This is a genomic window from Selenihalanaerobacter shriftii (assembly GCF_900167185.1).
GTDB classification, from domain to species: Bacteria; Bacillota; Halanaerobiia; order Halobacteroidales; family Acetohalobiaceae; genus Selenihalanaerobacter; species Selenihalanaerobacter shriftii.
In genome coordinates this window covers 1-17,868 of the sequence record NZ_FUWM01000033.1, presented here as the reverse complement: position 1 = coordinate 17,868, position 17,868 = coordinate 1, and the positions used below count along the sequence as shown (strand labels likewise).

General features: G+C 33.0%; 19 protein-coding genes and 1 pseudogene. All 20 read right to left on the bottom strand.

The window, feature by feature from the left end:
* Positions 1-234: 234 nt before the first annotated feature.
* Positions 235-576: a ferredoxin family protein gene (locus B5D41_RS13190; RefSeq protein WP_234983963.1), complete on the bottom strand. Its 342-nt coding sequence runs from the start codon at positions 574-576 to the stop codon at positions 235-237.
* The gene (locus B5D41_RS13185; RefSeq protein ID WP_078811101.1) at positions 573-1,871 is read right to left on the bottom strand and encodes an FAD-dependent oxidoreductase; all 1,299 of its coding nucleotides are present in this window, start codon (positions 1,869-1,871) and stop codon (positions 573-575) included. The genes B5D41_RS13190 and B5D41_RS13185 overlap by 4 nt, the downstream gene beginning before the upstream one ends.
* 93 nt (positions 1,872-1,964) lie before the next feature.
* A complete protein-coding gene (locus B5D41_RS13180; protein ID WP_078811100.1) occupies positions 1,965-3,215 on the bottom strand; it encodes an electron transfer flavoprotein subunit alpha in 1,251 nt (416 codons plus the stop codon).
* Between the two features lie 16 nt (positions 3,216-3,231).
* On the bottom strand, positions 3,232-4,050 hold the full coding sequence (locus B5D41_RS13175) for an electron transfer flavoprotein subunit beta/FixA family protein (protein WP_078811099.1): 819 nt from the start codon (positions 4,048-4,050) through the stop codon (positions 3,232-3,234).
* 116 nt (positions 4,051-4,166) lie between these two features.
* A complete protein-coding gene (locus tag B5D41_RS13170; RefSeq protein WP_078811098.1) occupies positions 4,167-4,775 on the bottom strand; it encodes a class I SAM-dependent methyltransferase in 609 nt (202 codons plus the stop codon).
* Positions 4,776-4,810: 35 nt separating this feature from the next.
* Complete coding sequence (locus B5D41_RS13165) at positions 4,811-5,917, bottom strand: putative glycoside hydrolase (protein WP_078811097.1); 1,107 nt, start codon at positions 5,915-5,917, stop codon at positions 4,811-4,813.
* Positions 5,918-6,004: 87 nt separating this feature from the next.
* A complete protein-coding gene (locus B5D41_RS13160) occupies positions 6,005-6,277 on the bottom strand; it encodes a metal-sensitive transcriptional regulator (RefSeq protein WP_078811096.1) in 273 nt (90 codons plus the stop codon).
* An 86-nt stretch (positions 6,278-6,363) separates the two neighbouring features.
* Positions 6,364-7,842: a lysine--tRNA ligase gene (gene lysS, locus B5D41_RS13155; RefSeq protein ID WP_078811095.1), complete on the bottom strand. Its 1,479-nt coding sequence runs from the start codon at positions 7,840-7,842 to the stop codon at positions 6,364-6,366.
* Between the two features lie 54 nt (positions 7,843-7,896).
* Positions 7,897-8,370, bottom strand: a pseudogene (gene greA, locus B5D41_RS13150) (transcription elongation factor GreA).
* A gap of 177 nt (positions 8,371-8,547) precedes the next feature.
* Entirely contained in the window at positions 8,548-9,621 is a 1,074-nt protein-coding gene (locus B5D41_RS13145) for a polysaccharide biosynthesis protein (protein ID WP_078811094.1), read from the bottom strand.
* A gap of 14 nt (positions 9,622-9,635) precedes the next feature.
* Positions 9,636-10,556 (bottom strand): quinate 5-dehydrogenase, encoded by a 921-nt coding sequence (locus B5D41_RS13140; protein WP_078811093.1) that lies wholly within the window; start codon positions 10,554-10,556, stop codon positions 9,636-9,638.
* Positions 10,557-10,690: 134 nt separating this feature from the next.
* Complete coding sequence (gene dusB, locus B5D41_RS13135) at positions 10,691-11,659, bottom strand: tRNA dihydrouridine synthase DusB (protein WP_078811092.1); 969 nt, start codon at positions 11,657-11,659, stop codon at positions 10,691-10,693.
* Positions 11,660-11,675: 16 nt separating this feature from the next.
* Complete coding sequence (locus tag B5D41_RS13130; protein WP_078811091.1) at positions 11,676-12,440, bottom strand: type III pantothenate kinase; 765 nt, start codon at positions 12,438-12,440, stop codon at positions 11,676-11,678.
* A 185-nt stretch (positions 12,441-12,625) separates the two neighbouring features.
* Entirely contained in the window at positions 12,626-13,147 is a 522-nt protein-coding gene (locus tag B5D41_RS13125) for a biotin transporter BioY (RefSeq protein WP_078811090.1), read from the bottom strand.
* Between the two features lie 26 nt (positions 13,148-13,173).
* Complete coding sequence (locus B5D41_RS13120) at positions 13,174-14,169, bottom strand: biotin--[acetyl-CoA-carboxylase] ligase (protein WP_078811089.1); 996 nt, start codon at positions 14,167-14,169, stop codon at positions 13,174-13,176.
* A gap of 94 nt (positions 14,170-14,263) precedes the next feature.
* Entirely contained in the window at positions 14,264-14,623 is a 360-nt protein-coding gene (panD, locus tag B5D41_RS13115; protein WP_078811088.1) for an aspartate 1-decarboxylase, read from the bottom strand.
* Positions 14,623-15,474 carry a pantoate--beta-alanine ligase gene (panC, locus tag B5D41_RS13110; protein ID WP_078811087.1) on the bottom strand — a complete coding sequence of 284 codons (852 nt, stop codon included), beginning with the start codon at positions 15,472-15,474 and terminating at the stop codon, positions 14,623-14,625. Before panC ends, panD begins: the two co-directional genes overlap by 1 nt.
* Before the next feature lie 47 nt (positions 15,475-15,521).
* Positions 15,522-16,328, bottom strand: a complete 807-nt coding sequence (gene panB / locus B5D41_RS13105; protein WP_078811086.1) for a 3-methyl-2-oxobutanoate hydroxymethyltransferase — start codon at positions 16,326-16,328, stop codon at positions 15,522-15,524.
* Positions 16,325-17,218 (bottom strand): Rossmann-like and DUF2520 domain-containing protein, encoded by an 894-nt coding sequence (locus B5D41_RS13100; RefSeq protein WP_078811085.1) that lies wholly within the window; start codon positions 17,216-17,218, stop codon positions 16,325-16,327. The genes panB and B5D41_RS13100 overlap by 4 nt, the downstream gene beginning before the upstream one ends.
* Positions 17,219-17,533: 315 nt before the next feature.
* On the bottom strand, positions 17,534-17,868 hold a 335-nt coding region (locus tag B5D41_RS13095), incomplete at its 5' end, for a formate--tetrahydrofolate ligase (protein WP_143555727.1).

Below are 17,868 nucleotides of genomic sequence, written 5' to 3'. Positions count from 1 at the left end.
ATCAATCTTTTGCGGTTGCTTTTTTCAAGCGACAATTACTATCTTAACATCTCAAACAAATTATGTCAAGTCATAATTTCAAATAATAACTCAAAATTTGTCGTTTTTCTCAAGCGACAATTAATAGTGTAACAAACTCCCTATCTTATGTCAAGAAAAAACTAAAACATTTTTAAAAATGAGAATTGCAAGGTTAAATGCACGGTTTTTCTAAAAAAATTGTCCTCTGTTTATTTATCCAAATTTATAAGCAATACCATATCCTCCTCGTGGATTGCTCCAGTTTATATTATCAGGGCATCCATACCTGCATGTACCACACTCTACACATCCTTCATATGCCACCTTAATTATTTCTTCTTCTTCATCCCATTCATATACTCTTGCTGGACAAATAAAGGTACAGGGTTTTTCATCACATTCATTAATACAAAAATCACGATTAATCACTGTTAAATGGCTCTCACTATCTGGTTTAAATCTATCTAAATATAACTTATCTTCTAATGACATCCTCTTAACTTTACTTTTATTCGTATTAGTAGTATCTTGATTATCATCATTATTCTTCCTCATCTCATTACCCTCCATAGATTAAACATATCTTTAGCAAGTCCAAAGTATGATCTCTTATCTTTTACTTTCTTAATTATCTTCCGTTGTTTTTCTTGTTTTGGCTTACCATCAACCACCATTATTTCATGTAATGATTCATTAACTAGTTTAGGATATAAACTTAAAAAATGCGGATTAGTAGCAAGGAAGGTTGAAGCATCTTTATATTTATATAAATCCTTCATAATGAAACTATCATCTAATTTATCTTTATATAATGATAATTTATTAGCTGAAAAATCCCCCGCTTCTTTTGCATCAACTGCTGTTTCTCCTGCAAACTTTCCTGATAACATAGCTAAATTAGAACCTTCTCGATGAAAACCATTAACTAACATGGCTGCATCTCCAACTACCAGCAAGCCGTCACGATACAATTCCGGTAAACCATGATAACCTCCTTCAGGAATTAGATGTGCTAGATATTCCTTCGTTTCTCCTCCTTTTATTAACCTCTGCACAGCTGGATGACTCTTTAATTCTTCTAATAAATCATTAGGATTCATTTCAGCATCTACCATATCTGATAAAATAGCACCTACTCCTATAGATAATGATTTTTTATTAGTATAAATAAAAGCAGTCCCCATCATTCCTTCTGTTGCTTTACCTACTAACTCTATTGTCTTTCCTTCATCTCCATTAAGATTAAACCTAGCCTCTATTGTTTCTTTTGGTAAAGCAATAATCTCTTTGACAGCTACTGCTAAATGTTCTGGAGGAATCTTTGGATGTAAATCAGCTTGTTCTCCTATTAATGAATTAACTCCTTCTGCTAAAATAACTACATCAGCTTTTACTTCACCATCTTTTCGACCAGTTTGAACCCCTACTACTTTATCTTCATCATAAAGTAAGTCTTCTACGACTGTTTCAGTAATTAATAATGCCCCTGCCTCTTCTACTTTATTGGCAAGCCAACGATCAATTTTAGCACGTAAAACAGTAAAATTATTATAAGGTTCTTCTGCAAATTTATCATCTTGATATCCCATAGTAACAACTGAATCATCATCTAAGACCCAAATATTCTGTTCAACTATGTACCTTTCTACTGGAGCTTCTTCCCAAAAATCTGGTATTAATTCTTCAGTCGCATCCCGGTATAATACTCCTCCCATTACATTCTTGCTACCTGGATAATCACCACGTTCAAAGATTATAACATTCATTCCCGCTTTGGCCATAGTATATCCTGCTGCTAATCCTGATGGACCAGCACCTACGACTATCGCATCAAATTTTTCTTCAACCATTCCTACACCCTCCTTATAAATACCATACTAACACTTATCCTATCTAAGACCAAAAATCTTTATATCTAATAAGAATGACATGAATTTTAAAACTTAACTATTAACAGCTAGCTCTTTTTTAAATTCTTCTATTAATGGTGGTAGCACTTCAAAAAGATCACCTTTAATCCCATAAGTAGCAACATCAAAAATTGAAGCATCTGAATCATTATTTATAGCTACAATTGTATCTGAACGCTCCATTCCAACCAAGTGTTGAATAGCTCCTGAAATCCCTGCTGCAATATATAACTTCGGCCTCACTGTTGTACCAGTCTGTCCTACTTGGTGTTCTACTGGAATCCAACCAGCATCTACTGCTGCTCTAGAAGCACCTACTGTTCCTCCTAACACATCTGCTAACTCTTTAATTAATTCAAAGCCTTCTTTATCTCCTACTCCTCTTCCCCCAGCTACAATAATATCTGCTTTATCTAAATAAATAGCTTTTTTAGTTTCTTCTATTATTTTTAAAACCTCAGTTTTAATATTGTTTTCATCAAAGTGTACTTCTTCTTCTATTACTTCTCCTGATTTACTCCTATCTTGCTTAGGCATTTCCATTACTCTAGGTCGCACTGTAGCCATCTGAGGCCGATGCTTCTTACATAAAATAGTAGCCATAATATTACCACCAAATGCCGGTCTTGTCTGTTGTAAATGTCGAGTGGCATGATCCACTTCTAATATTGTACAATCTGCAGTTAAACCTGTCTCTAATTCTGTAGCTACTGCTCCAGCTAAATCTCGACCTAAAGTAGTAGCTCCTAACAGAATGATTTCCGGCTTATATTTATTGACTAATTTAACTAGTGCTTCTGTATATGGTCGAGTCCTATAATTTTTAACTACTGGATCATCAATTAAATATACCTTCTCTGCTCCATAACTTATAGCTTCATGTGCTATATCATGAGCATCAAAGCCTAATACTATCCCTGATAATTCTATATCTAAATCATTAGCTATCTTTTTACCTTCACCTAATAGCTCCCATGATACAGGCGCTACTTCATTTTGAACCTGTTCAATAAAAACCCAAACCCCTTTATATTGCTGTAATTCTGGCGGTAACTCTTCTTTTTCTTTAGTTTCTTTAGTTTTATCATCAACATCTTCTTCAGTGTCTAAAGCTAACGCTTCAGTAGGACAGACCTCTACGCATTCACCGTTTGCAGCACACTTATCTGCATCTACTTGTACAGGGCCACCTTCTAAATCTAAAGCATCAGCTGGACACGCCTGCACACATAATCCACACTCTATACATTTATCCTCAAATATCTCTACTACATTATCACTCATAATCTACCTCCCTTCCTTACTTATTAGGTATTACTTCTATTCCTACTAATTTTTCAACTAAAATTTTAGCAGATTCTGTTGGTTCTTCCCCATCTTCAGAAATCATTTCTCCACCTTCACGCTGAGGTGGTGGAAAAATCCTACCTACCTGGGTTGGTGAACCGCTCAATCCTATTTTACTCTCATCTAATTTAATATCACTCTTGCCCCACATTTCTATTTCTGCTTTAGCTCCTTTAATCATGTCAGGTAAACTAGCATATCTAATTTCATTTAAATCCTTAACTACCGTTAATAAAGCTGGCATCTGTGCCTTAACAACCTCTTTGCCGCTTTCTAATTTGCGACTTATCCTTAATTCTTCTTTATCCAAATTAACATCATCTAACTCTATAACATATGTTAATTGGTTTAAATCTAATCGTTTAGCTATTCCTGGTCCAACTTGGGCAGTATCTCCATCAATAGCCTGTTTACCACAAAAGATTAAATCTACTCCTTCTTCTTCTATGATCTTTTTAATGGCTTGAGCTATAATATAACTGGTTGCTAAAGTGTCTGAACCTGCAAATGCCCTATCACTTAATAGAATCCCTTTATCTGCTCCAAAAGAAAGAGCTCTTTTAATTGCTGTCTCTGCTTGTGGCGGTCCCATAGTCAAAATAGTTACTTTACCTCCATATTTATCTTTTAATTGCAAAGCAGCTTCAACACCATGTAAATCATAAGGATTAATAATAGATGGTACTCCTTCTCGAATAATAGTATTAGTTTCCGGATCAATACTTACCTCTGATGTGTCTGGCACCTGTTTTACACAGACTACAGAATGCACTCTTATCATCTCCTCTATCTTCCACTAGTAATAATAAATTACCCATTATTTTGGATAATATTCATATAAAAAACGCAAACAGATTTATCTGTTTGCGTTTAATAGCTTAAACTTATTTATTTATGACAGACAGCTACCATTAAGTAATATTTTTTATCCGGCTTGGGTATTTCTATTTCCTCATTAAGTTGACAATAAAGCTCTACTTCTGAAAACACAGATAATAATTCCTTGAATTCTTCTTCTCTATACTGTCGATAGTGATAAGGATTAGCACAAGACTCATCCCTTCCACTCCCAAAAGGAGTAGAAATAACTAATGTACCATTAGATTTTAATGCCTTATTTAAATTATCTATGAATCCATAATCATCTTTAATATGTTCCACAGTCTCCATGCTAACTATTGTGTCAAATTTACCAATTCGTCTAAATAATTCTTCATTACTAGCATCTCCAACTTTAAAAGTTATAGGAGGATGTTTATAATACTTTTTAGCATAACCAATCACCTCAGGTTGACTGTCAATCCCAATTATCTCTGTAATACCTTCTCCTAAAGCTAAGAGCATTTCCGAACCATAACCAACACCACAAGCAATATCCAATAATCTTCCATAACAATATTCACTTGCAAATCTATATCGTGCTTTATGTTCTATTAATAAACCATTTTTAGGATTCATTTTTCTAGGCATAACTCTTTCTTCTGTTAATTCTAACATTTTATCACCTTCATAAGCCTATTGTATGTTTATTATTAGCTATTTCCCTCATTTATTATCATATTATTATCAAGAAAAGCTTGCCAAGTATAACGAGATCTTGGATTCCATAACAACCAACTATCCAATCCTATTTTATTCGCAGCTTGAATTTGTTCTTTAATCTCTTTAACACCATATCTATGTCTTAATGAGAAGTCTTGAAGCCATGGACGCAATTTATCTGTTTTACCATTTAATCTATTCTTAGCATGTTGCATACTCTTTAAAATAGTATTATATGGATCTTCCTCTGGTGACCTTAAACCATAAACTCCTGCTCCATAATGAGAAGGATATACCATAGGAGAAATATAATCAACTCTTTTTGATAATAAATCAAAATTCTGTCCAATACCCAAATCGTTAATAGAGGTAGTCAATCCAAATACATCTATGGAGATTGGCGTCCCATATTGGTTTAATCTTTCTTTTGCATAACCTACAAACTGAGTAATTATATCTATTTTTGAATTTGCAGGCGCTACTGCCAAGTCATATCTAGACAAGTTTACAAACGAAGGGAATCTAATATAATCAAACTGAATTTCATCAAACCCTTTATTCACAGCTTCTATAGCTAAATCAAGGTTATAATCCCATACCTTTTTAGAATATGGATTAACCCATTTTATACTAGACAAAATCTTATATCTATCCTCATTTTTATCATAAAACTTTAAAGCATATTTTTTCTCCTTAGCTAACCTTCTATCTTTAAAAACAGGAATTCTAGCTATTGTATAGATACCATTATCATTAAATGTTTCTAATAATTCTTCTATATTTTTAATTTTAGATATATTAGCATCAATCTGTTTAGCTAGATCTACCTTTGAATTATAACTCAGATTACCATTAACATCCTTTATATCAATTACAACGGCATTTAACTCAGTATTATTAATTAAAGTTAATAACTCATTAACCCTTTTATTAGAACCTGCTACCCAACCAGTTAAATAAACACCTTTAATTGGTGCTTTCTTTTTAAGTATATTTGAGGTATTTAAAGGTTGATTGTTATTAAACTCACTAGCAATAGCACCCAAATTAAAGCTAAAAATTAGTAATGCTATTATGATTATTATTTTCTGTTTCATTACTATCCTCCTTAGCTAAAGTCCTTTAAATCAAGTATAACATAAGTTAGCTAAGGAGTTCATAAGTAAGTTATTGTAAATATAGATTTATTTAGCAAATTTTAATACTGTTTCTATTGCATCTTTTACAGCAGTCTCTATTCCTTCTCCTTCATCAATAGAAGAAATAACACATTCATGGGCATGATCTTCAATGATTGCTAAACCAACTTTATCAATAGAAGACTTAATAGCTGATATTTGTATTAAAATATCTATGCAATCTTTATCTTCCTCAATCATCTTCTCAATACCGCCAATATGTCCTTTTAAAGTTTTAAGACGATTAATTAAATCTTTCTTCAACTTTTCCTCTGTCATTCTTCCACCTCCTTTATACTTCCCACAGCTAGAGGGGTTACCAAGAAAAATTTAGGTCACATTTAAATGTGACCTAAATAACTAACTTACTGTTTTTCCGGCCTCATATGTGGGAATAAGATTACATCTCTAATTGAACTAGAATCCGTTAATAACATAATCAGTCTATCAATTCCAATTCCTAACCCACCGGCTGGAGGCATTCCATATTCTAACGCCCTAATGAAGTCCTCATCCATCATATGAGCTTCATCATCACCAGCTTCACGTTGTTCCATCTGGTCTTCAAATCTCTCTCTTTGATCAATTGGGTCATTTAACTCAGAGAAAGCATTGGCTAATTCGTTGCCAGCTATGAATAACTCAAATCGTTCAGTAAAGTTTGAATCATCCGGTTTACGTTTAGCTAACGGAGATACTTCTGTTGGATATTCCGTGATGAAAGTTGGTTGAATCAACTTATCTTCAACAAACTTTTCAAAAAACTCATTAATAATTTCACCAACTGAAGTCTCATCTCCATATTCAACACCATGGTCATCCGCTATTTTTTTAGCAATTGTTAAATCATTTACTTCTGAAAAATCAACATCTCCATATTTTTTAATCGAATCAATCATAGTCATTCTTGTCCACGAACGACTTAAATCTATTTCTTCGTCTACATACTCAATCTGTAATGTATCTAATACCTCTTCTGTAATACTAATAATTAAATCCTCAGTAATATCCATCATATCTTCATAGTTAGCATAAGCCTGGTATAATTCCATAGAAGTAAATTCTGGATTATGCTTAGTAGAGATTCCTTCATTCCTTAAGTTCTTACCAATTTCATATACTCTCTCAAAACCTCCAACAATTAACCTCTTTAAATATAATTCTGGTGCTATTCTTAAATAAAGATCCATATTTAAAGCATTGTGGTGAGTAACAAATGGCCTAGCTGATGCTCCTCCGGCTATCGTATGCATCAAAGGAGTTTCTACTTCTAAAAAATCTCTTTCATCTAAATACTCTCTCATGCTATGAATAATCTTACTTCTCAAAATGAATGTTTCTCTTACATTTGAGTTAACTATTAAATCAACATACCTTTGTCTATATCTTAATTCAACATCATTCAATCCATGCCACTTTTCTGGTAAAGGTCGTAAAGATTTTGATAATAATCTAAAATCATTGATCCGCAAAGTGGTTTCTCCACGCCCTGTCTTAAATAAAGTTCCTTCAATACCTATATGATCTCCTATATCTAAAGAAAGAAATAATTCATATAAGTCTTCTCCTATTTCATTCTGCTTAGCATATAACTGAATCTCCCCAGACATATCAGATAGGTCAGCAAAACTAGCCTTGCCATGTTCTCTAACTGCCATTAATCTACCAGCTAATTTAATAGTTATTTCTTCACCTAATTCTTCATAACCATTCAATACTTTATCTATAGTATGACTTCTTTCATATTTATCACTATAGGCTGGAATCCCTTTCTCTTCAAGTTCATCTAATTTTCTTCTTCTTTCCAACATCAATTCATTTAAGTCCTGTTCTTCTTCAACCATTGAATATCTACCTCCAAATTTACACCTTATTTGCTGCTTATGTAATATGAATAATTATTTTTTAATAGCTAAAACTTTGTAACTAATCTTTCCTGCTGGTGCTTCAATCTCTACTTCATCTCCTACTTTATTACCTATTAAAGCTTTACCAACTGGGGAAGCATTAGAAATTTTATTATTTAATGGGTCTGCTTCAGTAGTCCCTACTATTTTATAACTAAATTCTTCATCAGTTTCTAAATCCTGAATTCTAACAGTAGTTCCTACATTGACCTCTGTAGTCTGAACATCTTCTTCATTAATTACCTCTGCATCCTTTAACATTCTTTCAATTTCTTTAATTCGACCTTCTACAAATGCTTGTTCATTCTTAGCATCATCATATTCTGAATTCTCACTAATATCTCCAAATTATAAAGCCTGTTTAATCCTCTTAGCGACTTCTCTTCTCTTAGTCCCTCTTAAATATGATAATTCTTCTTCTAAGTTCTTTAAACCTTCTTTGGTTAGAATAACTTTCTCAGCCATGAACTTCGACTCCCTTTCTCTGAAATTTTAATAGGTTTTTACTTCTTATGAGATGACTATAATTAATTATGTCAAAAATACAAAATAGTGTCAAGAACTATTCTCTTGACACTTATAATTATGTCAATTATTAATAAAGTATTATAAGTTAATTTCTACAATTTGTCAAGTCAACTATTATGTTGAGAAAACAGCTTTTTTAACTTCTCTAAACCTTTTTTCACTAACTTCTTTCTCTAAATAACGTAATCCAGCTAACTTAAACCCATGTTTTTTAGCTAAACACTGAATCTCTTTTACCTTTTCTAATGAAACTTCTTTACCAATAGTATAATTTTCATATTTACCCTCTAAAGCTAAAATCATCGTCTCAGCCATACAAGCATAAACAGTTTGATCTGGCAACCCAAGATTGAAATTTAGCTCCAATGAACCTGGCACTTCAACTAGTCCTCCTTCAATTACTAATATATCATCTCGAACACCGCTTACTTGTTTAGCTACATCTCGCGGTCGGGCAACATCACAGACTATAGAACCTGGCTTTAAATTTCCAACATCTATTATGCTGTCTACTGCACTAGAAACTGTAACAATAATATCTGCTTCTAATAATGAGTTATTAATATCTGTAGACCATTTTAGCTCTTTTGTATAATTCTTTTTCTGTAAATCTGTAGCAAATTCCTTCAATTTAAGCTCATTCCTAGCTACTAAAGTTAAATTTTCAGCTTCAGGAGCTAACATTTTAGTACAAGCTTTACCAATAGAACCGGTGGCACCTATGATTGCTAAGTTACTATCTTTAATACTTAAACCTAATTTATCAGCAGCCAACTTTACAGCCTCAATGGCTGTTGCTACTGTATAACTATTCCCAGTAGTTATTGGAATATCTAGGTGCTTAGCAATTGTAATTCCGCCGTCTCCTACTATTGAAGTATAAGCTCCTAATCCTATGATTTTAGCACCTAAATTCTCTGCTTTCTTACACGCATCAATAATCTGTTTTAATACTACTTCAGTAGGTAATGTCATCATCTGCTTTGAAGTTAAGGTGCAACCTACTAACCAGCCTTCTGCTTCACTTCCTAGGCTAGACATTAAACCTGTTATATGCGAAGCTTTAACTTGAGGTAAATACCTAACAATCTTTTCTAAAACTGAATCTGGAATTCGATTACTAAAAGGAAATTTACGAGCTAAATCACTTAAATCTAAAGGATGTATAATAAAACCAAACCTTTCCATATTAGGTTTCCTCCTTAACATATCTCCTTTTTATTTAATACTTCAATGCGTGGATTAAATTCTACCTTATTAAGTAAACTTAAATAATCATCAACCTCAATTTCCTCTTTGGGCTTATCAATAAATGTAATGAGTGCTGCTTCTAATAAGTTCGTTCCAAATGATCTTCCATTTAATTCAGGCGTAGTAGTAACTAAAAACCCTAAACCTCGCCTTTTCAATAACTCTACATCTGCATCTGTTACTGTATTTGTTATTATAACCTTGTTATTTATTCTTTTTGGTAAATACTTTTTAATTAAATGAAAATCTCCAGCAATTACATCAGCCCATTCATAATAATGCTTATATTTTTGACTACCACTAGTCTCTTGTTTAGAACCGGTTGGATAGAGAATTTTAAATGGCATTTGACAGACTACTGGACCTAATAACCTAATAGCACGATCTATAAGTTTCAGAGACTTTATAGGAAAAGGTAATCCCAACCCAAAAATTAAATCTCCATAATGAACATTGCAACCTAGCTCTTCGAACGCTAGAGCCATTCCAAATCTATCTGCTGCACTAACTAGTAGAACATTTTTCCCTTTTAAATTGAAATTATTATTTTCCTCTAAATCAAGGATAACTTTTTTCTCTAAAGTCATCTTTAAACCACTACCATCTGCTAATGGAGTTTCTTTAACCCCAGACACTAATCTTTTAGCATCCCTTAAACTATACTTTTTATTCTGAGAATAAATATGTAAATCTATTCCACCTACTCCTAATGCATCAACTTGTCCATCCAACTCTGCAAATAGACTTTTAGCCTTCTTAAAATCACCATCTGTTCCTACCCGTTCTAATAAAACTTCTTCATTTAAAATCTCTGTTTTTACAGAGTGGTCTCTTCTAGATGAGCCTAAACTAACACTAACTATTCGTTTCATAAGCAACACCTCTAATTATACTTTTAACTAACTATTATGAATTCTCTATTTAATATATGCAGATAAAGTTTATTTATGTAAGCAAAAAACAAAAAGGTCTAATGCAGAGCACTCTGCATTAGACCTTTTTATGATTAATTTATTAATTTTTTAATATAATCATTAAGTATTTCTTCCATTTCAATTACAGTTTCAGCATGATTAGTCTGCCTCTTAACCTCTGTACAACTATGCAATCCTTTTATATACCAAGCAATATGCTTTCTCATTTCTCTAACCCCGGTATATTCTCCTTTATAATCAACTAAATCCTTTAAATGTCTAATTGCCATCCTAATTTTTTCTTGAGGAGTAGGCAAAGGTAATAATTCATCATTTTCTAAATAATGAACTACTTGTTTGAAAATCCACGGATTGCCCTGAGCTCCTCTTCCAATCATAATCCCATCACAACCTGTTTCATCTAACATATCTTTAGCATCTTCTGGACTGAAAATATCCCCATTACCAATCACAGGTATGTCAACCTTTTCTTTAACTTTTCTTATAATACTCCAATCAGCTTCTCCACTATAAAACTGTTCTCTAGTCCTGCCATGAACTGCTACTGCAACCGCTCCTTTGCTTTCTGCAAGCTGTGAAATTTCCATTGCATTAATGTGATCTTCATCCCAACCCGTTCTCATTTTAACTGTAATAGGTATATCAGTTGCTTTAACTAACTCTTCTACTATTTCAGCTACTAATTTAGGCTTTTTCATCAAAGCTGAACCTGCACCATTCTTAACTATCTTACGTGCTGGACAACCTAAATTTAAATCTATAATGTCAGGATTGTATTCTTCTATTATTCCTATGGCTTCAGCCATTACTTTAGGTTCAGTCCCAAAAATTTGTAATGACACCGGTTTTTCATCTGGACTCATAGTTAATAATTGTTCAGTTCGAGGAGTCCTATACACTAATCCTTTAGCACTTACCATCTCTGTACAGACTAAACCACATCCCATATCCTTAACTATCCTTCGATATGGAAGATCAGTTACACCTGCCATAGGTGCTAAAATTACTGGATTATCTAATTGAACCTTTCCTATTTTCATTAAAACTACCTCCAAACTAACTATTTAAATCTACCACCATTCTTAATCCATGTAAGGTTAATAATGGATTAATTCGGTCTATCTCTTCTGAATCAGCACTAACTAATTCAGCTAATCCACCAGTGGCTATCACTTCAGTTTCTTGACCAACTTCACCTTTAATTCGTCTGACTACTCCATCAACTTGTCCAATTGCTCCATAAATAATACCTGACTTTAAACTATCTATAGTATTCTTCCCTATAATATTTCTAGACTTATTCAACTCTACTTTAGGTAGCTTATCAGCATAATTAAATAATGCTTCCATAGAAATATTAATACCTGGAGCAATAACTCCTCCTAAATAATCTCCATCTTTTGAAATCAAACAAAAAGTAGTTGCTGTTCCAAAATCAACTACAATAACCGGTCCTCCATATAGTTTATAAGCAGCTATAGCGTTTACTATTCTATCTGCCCCTACTTCTTTTGGATTATCCATCTCAATATTAATTCCAGTCTTAACACCTGGACCTATAATTAAAGGTTTTAATCCAAAATATTTAATAGCTACTTCTTCTAATGCATTTACAACTGGAGGCACTACACATGAAATGATTATCTTATCAATCTTATCAGCATCTATATCATTATAATTAAAAAGATCAAAGAATAGCATACCATACTCATCCGCTGTTTTATCCCTCTCAGTTGCTACTCGCCAATCAACTATTAATTCATCATCATCAAAAACCCCTAATACAGTATTAGTATTTCCTACATCAATAGCTAAAATCATTTTTCCTCTCCTTTAACCCCTCTTTTTCACACTATGCTAATTTTAACAAAATATATATTTAAAATCAATATAAGCTTTTATATAAAAAGAAAAAATCAATATACCCTCCTATGAATGCTTAATTTATCTTTAAAATACATCAAGCCTATATAAGGATATATTGACTATCTATTAATTATATTTGATTATTTTATATTTTTAAGTCTTAATGTAAGATAAGTCCCAGCCAAAATTTTAATTAAATCTGGAATAATAAACGGTAATACCCCAGCTGTAATTGCTCCTTTAATCCCCATATTAGTAGCCACCATTAACCCTACAACACCTAGAATATAAATTAAAATTAATCCAGTAATCATAGAAATTATAATTCCTTTAAATTCTAACTCACCTATCTGTTCTGATAACCTTCCTACAATGTAAGCAGCAATTGGAAAAGAAAATAAAAAACCACCTGTTGGTCCTACTAAATATGCAAATCCTGCTCCACCCCCTGCATAAACAGGTAGCCCAACTGCACCAATCAGCAAATATAGGATCTGACTTAGACCACCTAATTTCGGGCCTAAAAGCGCTCCAGCAGTTAATGTAAAGAGAATTTGTAAAGTTATAGGGACTGCCCCAATAGGAATTGCTATCAATGCCCCTATAGCAGTCAAAGCAGCAAATAAAGCTGTTACTATCATTTCTTTAACTGTTAAATCCATTTTCACCCTCCTATATTATCAATATTTTAATTATATTCTGTATTTAAAGTTACATCACCGGCAATTACCCTTTCTACAGTACCATCCTCTAGCTTTATTAATAAAGCTCCCTCATCATCAACATCTATGGCTTGTCCTTTTAAAACTTCCCTAACATTATTTACCTTTACTTCTTTACCTAAAGTAATATTATAATCTCTCCATCCTTGTAAGACACTTCCAAAGCCATCTTCCTGTAGTTTAACATACTCTTTTTCTAATTCGTGTAATAAACTTAGGAAAAAGTCTAACTTTGACACTTCCTTGCCAAACTCCTCTTTAACAGAAGTAGCTTTTCTTATTAACTCCTCAGGAAATTCTGCTTTCTCTATATTCAAATTAATTCCTAAACCTAAGATTACATAATTCACTCTATCTATTTCTGCATTCATCTCTGTTAAAATACCGCTAACTTTTCGTTGATTAATTAAAATATCATTAGGCCATTTGATCCCTGGCTGTAAATTAGTTAATTGCTCTATAGTCCTAGCTAAGGCAACCGCTGCTACAAAATTTAATTGAGAAGCAAAAGTCGGCTTTAAATCAGGTCTTAAAATTACTGAAAACCATACCCCTTCTGATGGACAAAAATACTCTCTACCTAACCTACCTTTCCCACCTACTTGTTCTTTAGCTATAATAATAGTGCCTTCTATAGCCCCTTTTCTAGCTTTTACTTCTGCCAAATTATTAGTTGATTCCACTTGCTCATAATAAATCACTTCGCTACCTAATACATCTGTCTCTAAGTCTCTTTTTATCTCTTCAGGGGAAAGAATATCAGGAGCTTTAATTAAACGATAGCCTAATTTAGAAGAAGAATCTATTAAATACCCTTGCTCCCTTAATGATTTAACATATTTCCAAATAGTAGTTCTAGAAACTTTTAATTGATCACTCAGTTTCTGCCCTGAAATATATTCAGATTCATTATCATGTAGAATTTGTAGAACCTGCTGTTTACGCTCAGAAGTCTTGGTCACTATATTTCACCTGCATTCCCTTGAATTTATATTTAAATTATATATAACCACTAATCATTTGTCAACTATATATGAAGCAGTATTAACAAACCAATTATTCTTCCTGGTGTAGAATATTATTATCTTCATCTACTAAGATAACCTTTGGTTCTAATTCTTTAGCTTCAGTTTCATTTATTAATCCATAAGAAATTATAATAACCGTATCTCCAGGTTGAGCTTTTCTAGCCGCTGCCCCATTAAGACAGATATCTCCTGATCCTCTCTCTCCAGAAATCACGTATGTTTCAAATCTTGTTCCATTATTATTATTGACCACTTGTACTTTTTCATTAGGTAAAATATCTGCTTCTTCCAATAATTTTTGATCAATAGTAATACTACCTACGTAATCCAAGTTAGCATCAGTTACTGTTGCTCTATGAATCTTAGATTTATGCATTATCCTTATCATTATTTGTCCACCTCCAGCATTAGATTATCTATCAAACGCGTCTTACCAATATAAACTGCTAAAGCAATTAAGATTTCCCCTTTAATTTCTTCTGCTTCTTCTAGATTATTTTGATTTACTATATCTACATAATCAATCTCAGCTAATGGCTCTCTATCAATCCTCTCAACTAATTGCTGCTTGATAATATCTCTATCTCTCTCTCCTGATCCAATTAAATTTTGTGCTATTTGGAGTGCTTGGTATAAAACTAATGCTGCTTCTCGTTCATCCTGGCCTAAATATTTATTTCGAGAACTGATTGCCAATCCATCCTTCTCTCTTACAATCGGTACTGTTACTATATCTATATCAAAATTCAAATCCTTAACCATTCTCTTTATCACTAAAACTTGTTGTGCATCTTTTTGTCCAAAGTAAGCACGGTCTGGATTTATAATATTGAATAACTTACTAACAATAGTACAGACCCCTGTAAAGTGTCCCTCCCTAGTAGCACCACATAAGTGATTAGTTAAACCTTCTACTTCTACTGTAGTTGCTGAATTTGGCAGATAAATTTCTTCTGTTTGAGGGGAGAAAACTACATCTACTCCTACTCCTGTAGCCAACTCTACATCTCTAGATAAATCCCGTGGATACTCTCCATAATCTTCATCCGGTCCAAATTGAGTAGGATTCACAAAAATACTGACTACAACTATATCATTCTCTTTTCTTGCTTCCTCCATTAAAGTTAAATGACCTTGATGAAGATACCCCATGGTTGGTACAAAGCCTACAGAATTTCCTGTAATTTTTTGCTCTCTAACAAAATTTCTAATTTCAGCAATGGTATGATAAACTTCCATAATTCTCCCTCCTAATATAAAGTGTCTATATAATTAATATTTTCTATTTAAAAACTCTCTTCTTTTCGAGGAAAACTTCCTTCTTCAACATCATTTTGATAATCTTTAAAAGCAGAAATTATTCTTTGGTTCAATTTTGCATACTTTCTGACAAACTTAGGAGTAAAATCACCAAAGATACCTAGCATATCCTGAGTTACTAGGACCTGACCATCACAACCTTTTCCTGCCCCAATACCAATAGTAGGTATAGTTAATTCCTCAGTAACCAAGCTAGCCAATCTAGCTGGAATACATTCTAAAACTAAAGCAAAAACCCCTGCTTCCTCTAATTCACGAGCATCCTCTAATAACTCTTGAGCTGCTTTTTCAGTCTTTCCTTGAACTTTAAAACCTCCAAATTGATTAACTGATTGTGGAGTTAAACCTAAATGTCCCATTACTGGTATGCCTGCATTAATAGTTGCTTCTACTTCTGCTACTATCTCACTTCCACCTTCCATTTTTACTGCTTGTGCTCCACTCTCTTTCATGATTCGACCAGCATTTTGTACCGTTAAATTAATTTTTCCAGTCTTATAAGACATAAAAGGCATATCTGTGACTACTAAGGTATCTGTAGCTCCTCTAGTGACTGCTTTAGTATGATGAATCATATCGCCTATAGTTACAGCTAATGTGTCATCATAACCTAGAACTACCATGCCTAAAGAATCCCCAACCAAAATCACGTCTATTCCTGCTTCATCTATCATTTTAGCTGTTGGATAATCATAAGCGGTTAGCATAGTAATCTTTTCTTTTGCTACTTTTTTAGCTTGTAAAGTTTTAGTTGTTACCTTCTCTTTATTCATCTTTCCCCCACCTTTAATTTATTAATTAATTCTGTATATTCTTTTTCAGTCAAAGTTCCTTTATCTTGAGCAATTTCAGTAGTATGTTTACCTAAACTTCGATATAATCTCACTTTCTCTGGTAATAATTCTTCTAAAGAATCTAAATGATTCTTAATTACCTCTATATCACCTCTAGATATTGGCCCTGTTAGAGCTTGAGTAGCCCCTAAGTCTTGAATATTATTTAAGGTACCTTCCATTAATGTTAATAAGCCCTTCGCTGCCTTTGAAGAATCAATACCTGCTTTTTCATTCATTTTAATTGCTAAATCCGCAATGGCTACTAAATAATTAGATGCCACACAAGCCGCAGCATGATAAATTGGTTTAGCCTCCTTAGAAATTATTTCATACTCGGCACCTAACTTTTTTAAAATTTCCTTACCAATTTCACGTCCAATCTGATTTCCTTCAATAGTAAAAAAGGCATTTGGTAAATTACTAATCCCTTTTTGGACATCTGCAACAGATTGTAACGGATGAAGTGCTAGCCTACCATATTTACCTTCTTCTATATCAGCAGATAGTAAAATATCAGAAAGTAAAGCACCACTACAATGAATTAAAGTTGTATTATCACTTATTAATCCTTGTTTAAAAAGATTATCTGCTATATCATGAATTGCCTGATCAGGTGTTGTAATTAAAATCAGATCGGCTTTTAAGATGAAATTCTTATGCTCTGTAGTAGCAATTCCACCTCCTGCTAAATTTACTCCTTGCTTTGCCGAATTCAAACTTCTACTTACAAAACCCAAAATCTGATATCCATTCTTAGCTAGCAAGTACCCTAAACTCTGTCCAATACTTCCTGCTCCAATAATTACAACGGTTTTTTGTTCTTTCAAAATATTCTCTCCTTTCCTCTACAAATAAAAAAACCTTCTTAACCAAAACGGTTAAGAAGGTTTTTAAGCATGAATGAAAATAGCTAGACATAGATAGCCTAACTTTACTTAACTTCTTCCCGTCCCCGTCCAAATAGGATCTGAGCGGCAAAATTGAAGTTATCTATTCTATTTTAAGCTATATATTATTAGTCTATTATGTACTATTAGACTTCAGAAGTGAAAATCCCTTCTTTTATTGAATGACTAAAATTACAAAAGATCTGTAGTCTAGATATCTAGACTACAGATCTTTTTATAATTTACATTTTCTATTTAGAATAAGCCACTAATGTTACCATCTGCATCAACATCGATCTCTTCAGCAGAAGGTACTTTAGGTAAACCAGGCATTGTCATAACTGCACCGGTTAAGGCTACTAGGAAGCCTGCTCCTGCAGATACATTAATCTCTCTAACTGTAACTTTAAAGCCTGTTGGTCTACCTTTCTTAGTTGGGTCATCTGAGATAGATGACTGAGTCTTAGCCATACAGATTGGCATATTATCAAACCCTTGCTCAACTAATTTCTCAATATCTTTCATAGCGTTGTCAGTAAAGACTACACCGTCAGCGCCATAAATTTTAGTAGCAATTGTTTCAATCTTTT